17 protein-coding genes are annotated in these 13,543 nt (G+C 62.9%); 1 reads left to right on the top strand and 16 read right to left on the bottom strand.

All coding sequences use genetic code 11. The features are described from left to right. Positions 1-164: 164 nt before the first annotated feature. The 15 genes from DVK07_RS10520 to DVK07_RS10450 all read right to left on the bottom strand — a co-directional run bounded on the left by DVK07_RS10520 (position 165) and on the right by DVK07_RS10450 (position 11,190). Positions 165-542 carry a hypothetical protein gene (locus tag DVK07_RS10520; protein ID WP_147441117.1) on the bottom strand — a complete coding sequence of 126 codons (378 nt, stop codon included), beginning with the start codon at positions 540-542 and terminating at the stop codon, positions 165-167. Between the two features lie 315 nt (positions 543-857). Continuing rightward, complete coding sequence (locus DVK07_RS10515) at positions 858-2,156, bottom strand: RNA-guided endonuclease TnpB family protein (protein WP_121597018.1); 1,299 nt, start codon at positions 2,154-2,156, stop codon at positions 858-860. A gap of 133 nt (positions 2,157-2,289) precedes the next feature. Then, positions 2,290-3,174, bottom strand: coding sequence for a hypothetical protein (locus DVK07_RS10510; protein ID WP_121597017.1), 885 nt, complete (start codon positions 3,172-3,174; stop codon positions 2,290-2,292). Beyond that, the gene (locus DVK07_RS10505; RefSeq protein ID WP_147441116.1) at positions 3,174-3,446 is read right to left on the bottom strand and encodes a hypothetical protein; all 273 of its coding nucleotides are present in this window, start codon (positions 3,444-3,446) and stop codon (positions 3,174-3,176) included. The genes DVK07_RS10510 and DVK07_RS10505 overlap by 1 nt, the downstream gene beginning before the upstream one ends. Further along, positions 3,434-3,643, bottom strand: coding sequence for a hypothetical protein (locus DVK07_RS10500; RefSeq protein ID WP_121597015.1), 210 nt, complete (start codon positions 3,641-3,643; stop codon positions 3,434-3,436). The genes DVK07_RS10505 and DVK07_RS10500 overlap by 13 nt, the downstream gene beginning before the upstream one ends. Before the next feature lie 84 nt (positions 3,644-3,727). Then, positions 3,728-4,504 carry a hypothetical protein gene (locus tag DVK07_RS10495; RefSeq protein ID WP_121597014.1) on the bottom strand — a complete coding sequence of 259 codons (777 nt, stop codon included), beginning with the start codon at positions 4,502-4,504 and terminating at the stop codon, positions 3,728-3,730. A gap of 52 nt (positions 4,505-4,556) precedes the next feature. Next, complete coding sequence (locus DVK07_RS10490; RefSeq protein WP_121597013.1) at positions 4,557-5,483, bottom strand: DUF6884 domain-containing protein; 927 nt, start codon at positions 5,481-5,483, stop codon at positions 4,557-4,559. Between the two features lie 99 nt (positions 5,484-5,582). Beyond that, positions 5,583-6,017 carry a hypothetical protein gene (locus DVK07_RS10485; protein ID WP_121597012.1) on the bottom strand — a complete coding sequence of 145 codons (435 nt, stop codon included), beginning with the start codon at positions 6,015-6,017 and terminating at the stop codon, positions 5,583-5,585. 24 nt (positions 6,018-6,041) lie between these two features. Beyond that, entirely contained in the window at positions 6,042-6,446 is a 405-nt protein-coding gene (locus DVK07_RS10480; RefSeq protein ID WP_147441115.1) for a hypothetical protein, read from the bottom strand. A gap of 284 nt (positions 6,447-6,730) precedes the next feature. Then, on the bottom strand, positions 6,731-8,203 hold the full coding sequence (locus tag DVK07_RS10475) for a hypothetical protein (RefSeq protein ID WP_121597010.1): 1,473 nt from the start codon (positions 8,201-8,203) through the stop codon (positions 6,731-6,733). Positions 8,204-8,316: 113 nt separating this feature from the next. Next, entirely contained in the window at positions 8,317-8,661 is a 345-nt protein-coding gene (locus DVK07_RS10470; protein ID WP_121597009.1) for a hypothetical protein, read from the bottom strand. A gap of 89 nt (positions 8,662-8,750) precedes the next feature. After that, a complete protein-coding gene (locus DVK07_RS10465; RefSeq protein WP_121597008.1) occupies positions 8,751-9,122 on the bottom strand; it encodes a hypothetical protein in 372 nt (123 codons plus the stop codon). Positions 9,123-9,237: 115 nt separating this feature from the next. Then, complete coding sequence (locus DVK07_RS10460) at positions 9,238-10,452, bottom strand: RNA-guided endonuclease TnpB family protein (RefSeq protein ID WP_121597007.1); 1,215 nt, start codon at positions 10,450-10,452, stop codon at positions 9,238-9,240. Positions 10,453-10,532: 80 nt separating this feature from the next. Beyond that, positions 10,533-10,805, bottom strand: a complete 273-nt coding sequence (locus DVK07_RS10455; RefSeq protein ID WP_121597006.1) for a hypothetical protein — start codon at positions 10,803-10,805, stop codon at positions 10,533-10,535. Next, entirely contained in the window at positions 10,798-11,190 is a 393-nt protein-coding gene (locus tag DVK07_RS10450; RefSeq protein WP_121597005.1) for a hypothetical protein, read from the bottom strand. Before DVK07_RS10450 ends, DVK07_RS10455 begins: the two co-directional genes overlap by 8 nt. A 193-nt stretch (positions 11,191-11,383) precedes the next feature. On the opposite strand from DVK07_RS10450, the gene DVK07_RS10445 reads away from it, so the two are divergent. Then, positions 11,384-11,779, top strand: a complete 396-nt coding sequence (locus DVK07_RS10445; RefSeq protein ID WP_147441114.1) for a hypothetical protein — start codon at positions 11,384-11,386, stop codon at positions 11,777-11,779. A 268-nt stretch (positions 11,780-12,047) separates the two neighbouring features. Here the strand turns inward: DVK07_RS10445 and DVK07_RS10440 are convergent, their stop codons facing one another. Continuing rightward, a complete protein-coding gene (locus DVK07_RS10440) occupies positions 12,048-13,394 on the bottom strand; it encodes a hypothetical protein (protein ID WP_121597003.1) in 1,347 nt (448 codons plus the stop codon). Between the last annotated feature and the right edge of the window lie 149 nt (positions 13,395-13,543).

Below are 13,543 nucleotides of genomic sequence, written 5' to 3'. Positions count from 1 at the left end.
GGCTGCTCCCTCTCAAGATCATCTGCCATCGCTCTAACTATCATGTCTTGTTGCCCTCTCTTTAATATGCGGATTAGATGACCGACGAAACCCGTGTGTGAGACGAGAACCGGGCATCGGCCCGGCGCGGGATCTGACGGTCGTTGGTACCCGCAAAGCGGAAATCAGGTATCACCCACGTCGACAGGGGAGAAGCGGTCCTGCTCGCGGACCTTTTCTTTCGCCTCCTCCGGCGAGAACCCCATCTCGTAGCCGTCTGCGGTGACCTTCTCGGGGTAGATCGCGACGCGTTCGTCTGAGTCGGACTCCCAGACTTCGACTGGCTCGCGAACAACGGAGAGCTCGAACCGGTCCAGTACGTCGTCGTCCGGAAGCTCGTCGACGTGCGCGAGCCACGGCTCTCCCGGGCTGGACGGCTCCTCGTAGGTCACCGTCTCGGCTGCCTCCCGGAGTTCCTGCTTTGCCGAAAGCGGGAACGGCCGGTTGGGTGACTCGATCGTGTGTTCGGGCTGTTCTCCCGTCTCCACTGGTGCTTCTGACATGGATTCGTTCCTCACCCGATCATAGGACCTCCCCGGTTTTAACTCTTTTCCATTATTAGCAGTATAGATTATGTTGAGGTTCGCATGATGTACGCGCGAGGGCGTAGAATGGAGGGCACTACCCGAGCGACGGGAGATCCTGCTCGTCAACGAACACCGGGCCGCCAAGCTCGCGGCCGAGCCGCGCCTCCCGGACTTCCGCCGGATCGACCAAGACGCCGAAGTAGACGGCGTCGGCGCCGTCGAACTGATGCCACGGCCACTTGACTTCCTCCCACCCGTGAACGGGTGGGATTCCTCCGGTGGGGATGTTAGCTATGCCGCACCCACGGAGGCAAGTTTCCCGTCGCCGGTACTCCGGTTTGTGCGCTTCTCGTTGGGGCTTGCCCTCTCGGGAGAGTGTGGTAGCTCCGACCAGTTGTGGTCGTCCCACTTGAGACGCACGGGCCGAGCCATCGACCCAACTTCTTTGCTAGCCTGTCGTTCAAGGAACGTGCGGGACGCGCACAAGTCGGCGTGGGCTTCGTGACCGCACGGACACCGGAACACGTCGCCGGCCCGGTCGGTGTCGTCCTGTTCCCCACACGCCGGGCAGGTCCGGGTTGTATCGGCTTCTGACCGCACTTCGACGGTGATACCGTATTCCTCGGCGGTGTGGGACAGGCGCTCGATGAACGCCCGGAATGCCCAAAACTGGTGAGTCTTGGCGTTCACCTCGGCGCACCAGTGCGTCGAGAGAACGTCCGTGAGGTCGCCCACGTACACCGTGGCGACCCTCTCGGCGTACAGCCGTTCCAGCAGGTCCCGAACCAGTGTATCCTGCGCGTGGTCGCGCCGTCGCGTCCGTTTGCGATACAGCCGCCGTATCCGCTGACTACTGTATCGCCCCTCGCAGAGTTTGGATTGTAGGCGAGCGATTTCCTCGGTCGTCTCGCGGAAGCGGTCGAACAGGTCCCGACCTTCGTAGAGGTACTGCTGGCCGGTCGTGGTGGTACAGGCGACGAGATTGTTCGCGCCCACGTCCAGCGCGGCTTCTTCCGAAGCCAGTGGTGAATCCTGCCGGGAATCGGGGACTGTGACAGGCTGAAAGGCCCTGAACGTGTCGTCCGTCTCGTCGTACTGTATCTCTAGACGGCCCTGTTCGCCGTCCCATTTCGGAGCGCCACAGACTTCGAGGCGAAGCCGGTCGTGATAGCCAAGCCCGTACTCGTCTTTCAGGGCTTGGCCGACAGGAATCTCGACTCGTGACCGTTCACCGGTCTCCAGCGTGTATTGGTCGTTGCGGATGAACGTGCGGAGTTCTCTGCCGTCGTCCTCGTTGCCCCAGTAGCCCGGCGGGGCGGTATCCTCGCCGTTCTCGCGGGCGGCGAAGAACGACTGCCACGCCGACTTGTTCTTCCGAATTATTTGTTGTGCGCTGGCAGAGCCAAGCACATCGACGTACTGTTTGCGGTAGTCGGCGGTGTCCCACACGCTTTCGCCGTCGAAGAACTGCTGGCGGCGCTCGTAGTTCAACTCGTTCCACAGGCTGGCAGAGGCGTCCAACAGGTCCAGCAGTAGCCGCTCGTCGTCGTCGGAGAGCGGGCGCACTACGAACGTGTTGGTTCGCCTCACGACGACAGATGTTTGTGACTGTATGTCTAAATGTCTTTTGGACACAAATGCGCCCGAACATCGACATATCGCACACGCTCAATGGTCGAGTGAAAGACTACGCCAAACAGCAGGATATGGCTCTTGATGAAGCCTACCGGGAGGTTATAGAAACCGGTCTGGAAGCAGTGGAACATCCAGACGGGTCGTAGCGCGTGGGTTGCGACGATGTGCTGTCGCTCGGACCCACCCTGACAGGGGTGGGCTTCCGCTCGCTACGTGTCAGCTCCGCGACCTCGCCGTCGATCTCGATCCACGCATGACGGATGGCCTGAGAGGCGTCGGACGGGAGGGCGACGCCCTCGACGTACTCAACGCGGTCGGCAAGCGTGGGCTCGTCGAACGCGTACAGCGCCGCCATCTGGGCCGTCCGGTAGCACATTGACGGCCGGACGTCGATCGCGTCTTCGATCCGCCGGGCGGCCTGCTCGCCGTCGTCAGAGAGGTTCGTCGAACGCCACGTACACGGCTGCTCGTTGAGGTAGATACCGGCGACCCAGTCCTCACCGTCCTCGACGCGCCACTCCAAGAGGTCCATGAGCCGAAGCCGACGCTCGCGTACCGAGAGACCGTCAACCCACGCCTCGTGGGTGTCGACCCACTCGGGGGCCCGCTCTCGGAGAGGTTCAAGGAGTTGGTCGCGAGCGATCGCGTGGGTTTCAGCCATGTGGAGGAAATACCCGACCGCAACCGGTTCGTCCCGAACGACCGTCGTCTCAATGTCTCGGTCCTCATCGTCGACTTCGGCGGCACCAAAGACGAACGGGTCGTCCGCGCGCTCCTCGGGCGGATGGAACCGGTCGCCGCGACTGAGGACGAACTGCCGGTAGGGCGGCACGTCGCCCATCTCGTTTTGGTCGGCCTCGACGACGGCGTTGAACACCTCCTCGACCGCTTGGTCGGTGTCTGGGTAGTGAACGTGCCATACCTCGGATGCTTCGTCGGGGATCTCTCCACCCTGCGAGCCGTTGGTTGCCATTACGCCTCCCGGATGGTGTACCCACGGCTCTCCACCTCGTCCCGGACTTCTTCCGGGAGTTCCATCGCGGAGAGTGAAACCGTCTCGCTGTCCTGCTCGACCGCTTCACAGGCCGCGACCGGGGTGTCCTCCCACGGCGGGTCGCTCACGCTGAACGTGAACGTGTGCGGCACCGAACTGTGGTAGGCGATGATCAGCGAGTGGGGATCCGTATCGGGGTTCGGTTCCTCAACCCGAGTGATAGCGGGCCGGAGCATGGTTACTTCGCCCACACCCCCTTATTGTCTCCCACGTCCGTCCGCTCGTCGGCCTGCTCGTCCGCTTGCTCGTCAGCGTCCGGGTCGTAGCTATCAAACATCCCGAACCCCGGACCGCTGGCGCCCGGGTGCTTTTCGTCCAGATGCTCGCGAGCGTCCGGGTAGTCGTCAGCGACGTACCCGCACTCGCACTTCCCGAATACTTCGCTCATACCTATCTCCCAGTAGGGCTGGCACCCGCTTAACTCTTTTCCATTAGATACAGTATAGTATTCTGTGGGAGGAAACGCCCGATGCTACTCGAATAGGGGGGCCGGCACCGGGTGTGTCGGTGGGAACGCGGTGCGGTTGTTGATCGCGGCGCGCTCGGAGACGGCCTCGCCGGTCTCTGACTGCGCGACGTGGTATATCTCGCTCTCGTCGAAGTGTGCCTCGACGGCCTCGGCCATCCGTTCGCGAGACGGATCCGTTATGACGTGAACAGGGGAGTTCTCTCCCAGTACGCTGGGGAGAAGGTTGGGGAGTTCTGTCGGGACGGCGTACCCTTTCTGCTCCCACTCAGCAACATTGTCCTGCCGGTACTCGACAACTACCGAGGTGGAGTCACGGCCGATACCCGGCTCCGGCTGTGAGAGCTGGTCGGTCGACTCTGAAAAGCGGACTCGGTAGGCTTCACCGCTGCTCAGGTAGATGCCGAAGGGAAGTTGGTTCCACGTCTGGACCAGTATCCCGCCCGTGTCTAAGGGTTCGACCTCGATCGTCTCCGGGTCGTCAGCGACAGAGAGCATGGTCGCTGGCTCACCGTCTTGTCGGTACCCGAACGACTGTTGATCAACGATGTTCGCGACGGCCGTCGGGAAGTGACCGTACTGCTCGCCTGTCTCGTGATACTCTGCGTCGTATTCATCTCGACGCCCGATACGGTACCACCCGGCGTCGATGCGTGCGCGGATTAGTTCGCCGTCGTAGGAGTTCTTCAGCACAACGTCAGGGGGCCATTTGCTCTCCGCGTTCGGGACCCGCGTTGGGTAGATGATGCTTCCGTGGTGTAACGGGAGTACAGCGACTGTCACACCACAGGTTCCCCGGTATCATATAAAAACGACCGCGGGGCGCCGGAAGTGCCTACGCCGCGTCGACCTGCTCGTTCATCCATCCCATCTGTTCGCCCATCCCGCTGAAGTCTCGGGTCTGGAACACCGGCTCGACCGTAAGCTCGCCACTCGCCCGAAGCGCGTCGAACACGCCGCGTTCCGCGAGCGGGTCGTAGTAGCGGTCACCGAGGACGACCTGTAGCTCCACGTCACGGGGGTCGTCCGGGTGGGCGACCGAGTCGATCCACGCCGACAGCCCCTCGTAGACGTCGACCGCCCACTCGTCAAGGAGAGTCGTCACCGCGTCGCCGTTCGGAAGCCGCCCCTCACCGTCGACGGGGATACCCTCAATATCGGAGACAGAGCGGTCGTAGTTCGCGATCTCCTCGTCAGGCTCGATGAACCCGTACTTGGCGGAGATGATCCCCCACTCGTCGCCGGCCTCCGACCCGTAGCGGCTCTTGACCGTCCAGTACCCCGACGAGTAGAGGTCGGCCGCACGGCTCGTCTCCACGTCGCGCTTCGACGCGGAACAGCCGACTGCGATGAGCGTGAGGGGGTCGCGGTCGCGATGCTCCTCGACTGCTTCCCGGGCGGCCTTCACGTAGCTCAAGCCGTAGGCGGCGCCGTCGACGGAGACGTGGCCGCGCTCAACGTCGCCAAGCCGCTCGACGACGGCGGCCGTATCGTCGCACTCGCGGGCGAGACGGGCCGGCATGAGGTCCGGCAGGCGGACACCCTCGAACACGTCCATGAGGATCCGGAACAGCGCCGCATCCTCGGAGGGGACCTCGACGGAGTCCGGCTCCCGCTCGCCGCGGATGAAATCCGGAATCGCCGAGTCCTTCGTGACCGTCAGACTCCCGTCGTCGTGGCTCGTGATCTCCGGGGACGGGTCGCGGGTGTCGTTCGTGGTTTCAGCGTCGGTCTCGGTCGGGGTGGATTCTGCGTGGGCCATCGTTCTGTCCTCATCTGTATCATGGCCCCACGGGTACTTAGTAGTTTTCCATTAGTCTGAGTATAGTAAAGAACGGGAGGGTTCTACTCCCCAGTTCGGTTACCGGGACGGGTCGGCAGCCGGGGAGCGCGCGGGCACGACCGCGTCAACGTTGTAGTGCGGTGACGGGGCGTGTTCCTCGATACCCGCCATGTAGTCCCGGAGAGCGTCCATCATGGCGTCGTGCGTTTCGTAGTGGCATTGGGTGACTCCGCGGAGGTGCGTACCCGTGATTTCCTCGTCGCTACACACCCACGAGAGGTCCCAATGGAGGTCGGATTCTTCGCGAAGGTACGCGACCGTGATTGCGTGTTTCTCCGACCCGTCGGAGAACACGTACTGGCCGATGTATTCAACCGGGGCGCCCCGCCCGATCGCCAGCACGTCCTGCTCGGAGGTGTGTCGGTCCCACCGGCTCGGAGTGGGGGCAACAGCATCGAGATCGGGGGCGCACTTGGCGCGGTACGTCGCCGGGATAGTGTACGGAAGGGTCATTGTGGGAAGTAAGAGGGGTGGTGGTTACGCGTGCGGTGCCTTGCTGCCGACCGGGACGGACACCTCAACGGCCGGCTCGCTGAGAATAAACGGTATCACGGACGGGTCCGGCTCCACCATGTCGGGGAACCGCTTGCGGGCCTCAAGCTCGTGGGCCTTCTTGATCGCCGGGATAATCTTCTCCCGCTCTGGGTCGGCGTGTCCGTCCGGGACACACACGTCGATGGACTCGACGACTCCGTTCAGGACTATCACACCCTCGTCGGTGGGGCGCCGGACCGGGGGGAAGTTCTCCTCGGAGAGCGCCAGCGAGATGTACCCGGGTAGCTCCTCGTCGACGAAGTTGACCTGAAACTCCTTGAGGCGCTTGTTGAATTGCTCTCGGCGGACCCTGTCACTCACCCGGACACCGCCGTCGTAGTCGGTCATGATCTGGTCGATCGTTTCCTCTGAGATCGCGTGCGTCGCGTCGGTAATGCCTCGTGCCATCGTTCTCTGACCTCAACTGTAACGTAGGCCCCCACCCACTTAAGTTTTTACATTACTTCCAGTATGGTACTGTGATATAGTACGGGGCTGAATCGGTGGGTTTCCCTCCCCGAGACCAGCACGGAACCGGGGAGTCATCTATACATTTTTGTCGGAGTAGTGAGACGCATCTGACGCTGGAACTTTCAGGGAATGTACGCGTGTGTCGCGGGTGACTCGCGCCGTCAGAAGGCGGCGCGATGCCCGGGTTTTGCGGTGGTGTCGGCCTCGAAGCCGACGCCCTTGGGGACGGTCGGGTTGACTGCCTCGACGCTGTCGAACGTGCCGTGAGGGACGCGGAGCGACTGGTATCCATCGAGGTTTGCCCACTCGCGGGCCCGCGACAGTAACCAGCGAGCGGTCGCGTCGGGGTACTCGGTTTCCCGAGCGAGGTACGCGTCGACGGTCGCGACCGGCACCGCGGCGTCCGGGTCGCCGCTCACGACGACGGCCGCCGCGAGCGTCCCGTCCACGTCGGCTCCGAACACGGCCGCGGGGAGCTTCCCGCGAGCGGCCTCAAGCCCGGCCAGCTTGTCGTCGGTGTCGAGGTCGCGAACGCGGGGACTGAACGCTGCGTACTGGTCGCTGTCGCCGCTCCGAGTGAACTTGGTGTCCGACGCCTCCTCGCGCGTCAGCGCCATGTTGGCCGGCGTGAGCGCGGCGCTCTCACCGAACTCCGATAGCGACGTCATGCCGCCGTCGGTCGCCGTGTTGCCCGCGAGACGGGCGTCGAACCGGCGCGGGACGCCGAGTTCACCGCTGCCGCCGTCCGCGTCGATCTCGCGGACGAACCGCTTGAGACGCTTGTCGTGATTGTGGTTCGACCGGCCCTCGCGGTCGTGGTTGCCGTCCGTGTCGGCCACGCCGTCGAACCGGAAGTTCGCGGCCCGGTAGATACCGCCGTCGTTGCCCGCGGTCCCCGCGAGCGTGCGGACCCGCTCGTACCCCTCAAGCGCCGCCCAGCGGCACGCACGCGAGAGCATCCACGTCGCCGTGTTGTTCGTCCCGTGGCCCTCGGTCTCCGGGTGGCTCGCGTAGCGGCTGATCTCGACCGTACGGCGGTCGAACGCGTTGCGAGCGGTTGGAGAGCTCACCGTCAGAACCGCCGCGGGGCGGCCGTCGGGGCGCTCGGCCGTGAACATGGCGCGGGCCTTCTGGATCCGGTCCTGTTTGTGGTCGACGACCGGCGACTTCAGGAACGCGTTGACGCGGTCTCGCGAGCGAGTCCGCGTGAAACGGAGCGTGTCGACCCTCGTCCGCGGAGCCGGGACCACGCTGCCGTCGCGGGCCGACCACTCGGGACGGCGCCGGCCGGTCGCGCGCTTGTTCTCGGCCACGTCGCTGTCGACCACCCGAACCGTGTTCTGCTCGCCCATCCGAGCAAGCACGTCCGCGCTGATGCCCCGGTCGACCGACTCCATGCGGTAGCCATCGAGCCACTTGAGGTCGACCGTCTCGGGGTACAGGTCGCCCTCGTTGGCGGGCGCATCGAGACTACCGGCCTCGAAAACAAGGGCGTGAACGTCTTTACGGACGAAGTACAGCACGTCGCCCGCGGAGACGTGGCGGAGCGGAGCGCCAACTGCGGCCGCGGCGTTCACGGCGTCCTGCGTGCGGTCGTCGGTGAGCGTCGTGGGGGAAGCTTCTGAACGTGCCATCGTTCTGCTCTCAACTTACACGAGGGGCTACGGGGACTTAAAAATTTCCATTAGTTACAGTATGGGAGTGGCGGGGGTAAGAACAGAGGTCAGAAAGTCAGATACAACCGGAATCAGTAGGTCCGGGTAAACTCGTCAGCGTAGCGGTTCTCCAGCCAGCTGGTCGCCGCCTGCTTGTCGTCCAGCCGCTCAAGGAGTTGTGGCTGTGCCTCGGGGCTGTCGCCCGGATCGATCTCGACGCGGTAGACGAACCACTTGCTCCGGTAGAGCGCACCCGGGCAGAAGTGTGCCCAGTACACCCGTTCATCCGATTCCTCGGGTGGGTCTGCTGTGTTCGCTGTGTGCCCCTTCACGACGCCGTACTCGAACGTACAGAGACGCCGCTCCCCTTGTCTGTCCTCGCGGACTTCCTCCGTCTCACCAAGCTTGTAGTGCCCCGTGCGGATCCTACGTGCCATCGTGTTTCTTTCTACACCCCGCACGGTGATAAAAGTTTTCCATTAGTATTAGTATGGACATACAGGCGCGGGTTCAATAAAACTGATCGTCACTCGGTCGACGGCGAGACAGGGACCGAAACCGTCCGGGTTGAATCCCGCTCCTCGAAGGGCGTCAGATCGTCTTGCCGCTCGTCGGTCGTGATGGCCTCCGCAAGCGCCGTGACGGCCATGTGGTACGACTCGAACCGCTCGTCTGGGTCGACCGTGTCGACCTCGGTCGCCGCGCCGGTCAGTACGTAGTGGTTCGGTTGCTGGTAGCGATCCACCTGCCGGACACCGTAGCGGTAGCCGTCACGGCTGGCCGCGAGCTCCTGCTCGCCGGGGATGGTAAACTCGACCTCCGTCCCGGGGGCGACCGACGTGAGGAAATTGAGCGCGCTAAACAGCTTCTCGGCACCGCGGTTCTCGGCACGGCTCACGGGTTCTTCACCACCTTCGCCGTGAGGATCACTCAGTCGTCCTCGAAGCCGCGCAGCGTCACCTTCTCCGCCCTAAAGGACAGAGCTTGTCGGTGGACTCCCGTTCTGGCCGACCCTACTGGGTGGCAGGCGAGTAGCCGCCGTTCACGTTCAACGTCCCCGACTTCAGGGCGAGGTGACGTGTCGCCCCTCCATGCGGAGACTTTTGCCCCGCACGGAGTAGCCGAAAGCCGATGTTCTTCGCCGCGTTATAGTCTGCGTTGACCTCGTAGCCGCACTTCTGGCAACAGAACTTGGCTTGCGACGGACGGTTCTCGTCCAGCGTCGTCCCGCACTTCGAACACCGCTTGGACGTGTACGCCGGGTCTACCTGCGTAGCCTCAATACCTTCCGCTTTGGCCTTGTACGCCACGTAGTCGTACAGGCGTCGGAACGCCCACGCATGGAACTTCTTTGCGCCCGGCATCCGGTCGCGGATGTCCGTTAACTCCTCGAAGGCTATCCGGTCGCACCCGTGCGCGACGGCTTCTTGGACGATGGCTTTTGAGATACGGTGAAGGTAATCTTCGACCCACTGCGTCTCGCGGTCACCCATCCGTTCGATGGTTCGGTGGGCAGACTCCGTGCCCGTCCGTTGAAGATCGCCACGAACCCGCTCGTACTCCCGACGGCGGTGGTTGAGGTAGTCGCCGCTCCAGAACATCCCGGTCGACGTGACGGCAATCTGTTCAATACCGAGGTCCACGCCGAGGACTGTACTGTTCTTGGCGTCGCCTTCGCCCGGTATTTCGGTCTCCACGTCGGCCTTCGTTCCGATGTGGAGGAAAAACGTGTCCGTCGCGTCGCGGTACTGAAGCGTCGCACCCGTGACCTCGTAGTCGTTGTCGCGGAGGTACTTCGTGTGCGGGTTGTCTCCCTCTGGTGGAAGAACGTATTCGGCTTCGATACGTCCGTTCACCGTGGAGAGGGATACGCGGTCGTCGTGGAACGTCGCGCTCCGTTTGTCGTATCGGACGGATGGCGTCGTGAAGTGTGGTTGTGACGCCTTCTTGCCGTTCTGCCAGCGGGCGACGACGCCCTTGATGGCTTCGGCGGCTTTGTTACGTGCGGATTGAACGAGGTTAGCTTGAAGCCGTGTCTGTTCGCGCACGTCGGAGTACGTCCGGTCGTGGAGTTTTGTTTTCGAGGTGGGCTTGTAGTCGTCCTGCCACGCGTCTCGGACGACGTAGTTACACGCCCACAGGTACTCCTCGACAGTTTCGTGGAGGAGAGTCGCGTCGCTGTCGTTCATATCGAGTTTGACGACGACCGTGCGACGCACCTCCGCCATACTTCATACGTAGTAGCTTACATTCATATAGGTTGCATTTGATACGGGGAGTCGGTCGGCCACCGAACAGCGGTTGGTTCTCACCGTGTCACGTTCCTCCTCGCCGTAAACGCGGGGCTTCCCGCCTGTAGAAAGATGATCTCCCGACCGCCTTGGAACGCCAGTAGCCGGCCCTGATGCTCCGTCACGTCCGCCAGCAACAGCCGCCCGTCGATCGGGACCGCCGCCTCGTAGCCGCCGTCGATCTCGGTCGCCTCGATCTCTCCGGCCACCTCGACGCCGAAGTCAGAAAGCGCCGACTCGATCAGGTGCCGGAACGCGATCGGGAGCGACACGCCGCTCGTTTCAGGCATCGGTCTCCTCCTCGGCCGCATCAACCGAAAAGTCATGCTCGCTGAGGGCGTTCTGCGGCATCTCGGGGTCGAACGCCCGAACGGTCACGGCGCCGTCGTCGACGTGAACACTCGCGACGATGATCTCGTTCACGATCACGTCGGCGTAACCCGCGGGCTCGTTGACGATCGTCTCGATCTGGCCGTCCATCCCGGTAAGCTCCCACTCGCCGGCCGCATCCTCCGGGTGATCGGGATTGATCGCGCGGACGGTCGTTGCGTCCGTATCGGTGTCAACAGAAGCGACCCCCGCTCCGTCGACCCGAATGTCGGCGTAGCCGGCCTCGGCATCGACTTCCGTCGTGATTGCTGCCTGTTCCGTCGAAGTGTGGGTTGCGGTTGCCATCGTTCTCTGACCTCAACTGTAGTGTGGGCCCCCACCCACTTAATGCTTTCCATTATAATCCGTATGGTGTTGAGACGTGAGGGTTGTGGGGTACTAATAAGTTTCCATTACTTCCAGTAGGTTTATGGGCATCCGGCTCATAGGGTGAAACAGGAAGTTGGGGCAACCCAGACCGTCAAAATAGGTGAATAATATGGGAACTCGATCCACGACTGGAAACGGCTTGGAGTTCACACAGACGGGGACGGCCTCCCGTCTGACGGCTGAACAACTCGAAGACTGCCACCAGCCGGGGGAGTATCGGCGCTCAGACGGTGACGTGATCTGTTACGCGGTCGCCCGGATCAACGGGGCGGTCCAATACCGCTCGAAGGGGGATCTGGTGACAAAGGACGGCTGTACCGTCCTGTACGTCAGTCCCGAGGGAGAGACTGCTGTGCGACGCAACTTCGCTGCTGCTCCCGGTGAGTGGGACACGATCGACGCGTACTCGTTTACTGACCCTGATTCTGCGGAGGCAAAGGTCTGCGACCCTGAGACCTTCCAATTCATCAAACCGGTGCTTGACGCGCACCCGTATCTCAACTGACGATGGCTCGGAAATCGGTTTTCTCCGTCGGCGGAACGGTTAGTATCGCGCGGATCGGACTACTGGTTCTGTTCATGATCTCGGCCACGCTGATGTGGATGCTGTCGCTGTATATTTGGTATTAGGGCCACTTCCCGACTCGTCGGTGTGTGACTGGGCGACCGGACCAGATAGCCGTTCACGGCGACGTGGCTGCCGTTCGGCGTAGAATCGTGAGAAGGAGCGGTGCGTTAGAGTTGCGCGGCCGAACCGGGCTGTCGACGTTTGCCTACAGGTCCGGGTTGGGGACGAGCGCCATGTAGTTCTCCCCGGGGTACACCATCGCAGAGGCGTCGTCGTCTATGCTCTCCTCGACGAGAATACCGAGGGAGTGGAGCAGCACCCGGTCAGGTGTCGTTACGTAGTTGGTCGTGTCCACCTCGTCGTTCTTCTGCTGCCCGTAGATGGTCGACCGGACGGACGGCACATCGTCGGCGTCCTCGTCGAACCGGTAGATGATCGCCAGCTGGCGGTGCCCGTCGATCTCGACGGCGCCGTAGTGCTGGTGGATCTCGTCGCCATCCTCGATCCCGTACGCGCTGGCGTAGCTGGTGGGGAACACCAACTGGTGCGAGTGGACGTTCCACGGGTGCTTGTACGGTTTCACCATGTCACCGATTACGTCGTCATCGTCGTCGGCGTACTTCTCGACGGCTTCAGAGTAGGTGAGGTCGCTGTCCACCTTCTCCCACAGTTCTTTGCGGTCCCACCCGCGACCGATGTGGATCTCTTTGGGCTCCAGAAGCTCGCCATCCTCGGCCTCCGGCGGGTCGCTGGCACTCCCTTCGGCAAGCGGGTCGGACACGGACGACGGGGTCCACACCGGCGGCGCCGGCGACATATGAACCGTCAGGCCGCCATCCTCGACCGTCAGGTCCGCGGAGACCTCCGACCGCCCGCTGCTCTCCGTGTCCACTTCGGCGCTGCCGTCGTCCCCGAACGTCGGGCTGCTGTCGATCCCCGACAGGATGCCATCCTCGACGACTTCCGACTCGCCCTTCATCTGAAGCTTCGCCGTCCCCGGGTCGTATCGGGCGAACATCCCAGAGAGACCCATGACGTGCGAGATGCGGCGGCGCAGCCGGAGCTCCATGCTGCGGGCCCCGACGTTGAACGCCTTGCGCTCGTTGCTCCACCGGGTGTGGATCTTGGCACCCTCGTAGTCGTCGTCGAACGCGTCGGGATCGTCGGTTTCCGGGTAGTCGCACGGGATCGCGCGGATCCCGAATTTCGTCCCCGTCTTCGTCGTGTCGATGATCGGGTGGAACGAGATCGGGACGCCGTGTTCGACCTTCCGGGGGAACTCGGGGGAGTCGAGTAGTTCCTCGGGGAGCGGGAAGCTCACCTCGACGCCGGAGCTAAGGCGCATCGGGACCGACTGATCCGGACTCCACCGACCGCCGACGCCGTCAAACTGGCAGCGGGAGAGGTAGGTCCGAAACTCCGACAGGCTGACTTCCGGGAACTCCGAGCTGATCTCCTCGTGGATCTCGTCGGGCGTCATGCCCGAGTCCAGCATCTCGGCGTACCGGTCGCGATTCTTCCACTCTGCTGCGTGAGCTTCGCTCTGACTCATGTTTCATAACACGGTCCGGGGGTACTTAAGTATTTTCCATCAATATCAGTATGGAGATTCTGATCGCGGGACGACCATGCCGGGCAGATCCAAGTACCGCTGTGGCTACGGCGGGAGAAACAGAAGGGGAGGGAAGCGCGCCGAACGCG

It is taken from the genome of Halorubrum sp. Atlit-26R (assembly GCF_003666015.1).
Taxonomy (GTDB): domain Archaea; phylum Halobacteriota; class Halobacteria; order Halobacteriales; family Haloferacaceae; genus Halorubrum.
This window is presented reverse-complemented; position numbering and strand designations above follow the sequence as displayed.

What these genes read in the sequence shown, in the direction of transcription:
- DVK07_RS10520 (WP_147441117.1), bottom strand. Translation starts at nt 542, where the DNA reads ATGTCAGAAGCACCAGTGGAGACGGGAGAACAGCCCGAACACACGATC.
- DVK07_RS10510 (WP_121597017.1), bottom strand. Translation starts at nt 3,174, where the DNA reads ATGGCAACCAACGGCTCGCAGGGTGGAGAGATCCCCGACGAAGCATCC.
- DVK07_RS10500 (WP_121597015.1), bottom strand. Translation starts at nt 3,643, where the DNA reads ATGAGCGAAGTATTCGGGAAGTGCGAGTGCGGGTACGTCGCTGACGAC.
- DVK07_RS10490 (WP_121597013.1), bottom strand. Translation starts at nt 5,483, where the DNA reads ATGGCCCACGCAGAATCCACCCCGACCGAGACCGACGCTGAAACCACG.
- DVK07_RS10485 (WP_121597012.1), bottom strand. Translation starts at nt 6,017, where the DNA reads ATGACCCTTCCGTACACTATCCCGGCGACGTACCGCGCCAAGTGCGCC.
- DVK07_RS10480 (WP_147441115.1), bottom strand. Translation starts at nt 6,446, where the DNA reads ATGACCGACTACGACGGCGGTGTCCGGGTGAGTGACAGGGTCCGCCGA.
- DVK07_RS10475 (WP_121597010.1), bottom strand. Translation starts at nt 8,203, where the DNA reads ATGGCACGTTCAGAAGCTTCCCCCACGACGCTCACCGACGACCGCACG.
- DVK07_RS10470 (WP_121597009.1), bottom strand. Translation starts at nt 8,661, where the DNA reads ATGGCACGTAGGATCCGCACGGGGCACTACAAGCTTGGTGAGACGGAG.
- DVK07_RS10460 (WP_121597007.1), bottom strand. Translation starts at nt 10,452, where the DNA reads ATGGCGGAGGTGCGTCGCACGGTCGTCGTCAAACTCGATATGAACGAC.
- DVK07_RS10455 (WP_121597006.1), bottom strand. Translation starts at nt 10,805, where the DNA reads ATGCCTGAAACGAGCGGCGTGTCGCTCCCGATCGCGTTCCGGCACCTG.
- DVK07_RS10450 (WP_121597005.1), bottom strand. Translation starts at nt 11,190, where the DNA reads ATGGCAACCGCAACCCACACTTCGACGGAACAGGCAGCAATCACGACG.
- DVK07_RS10445 (WP_147441114.1), top strand. Translation starts at nt 11,384, where the DNA reads ATGGGAACTCGATCCACGACTGGAAACGGCTTGGAGTTCACACAGACG.
- DVK07_RS10440 (WP_121597003.1), bottom strand. Translation starts at nt 13,394, where the DNA reads ATGAGTCAGAGCGAAGCTCACGCAGCAGAGTGGAAGAATCGCGACCGG.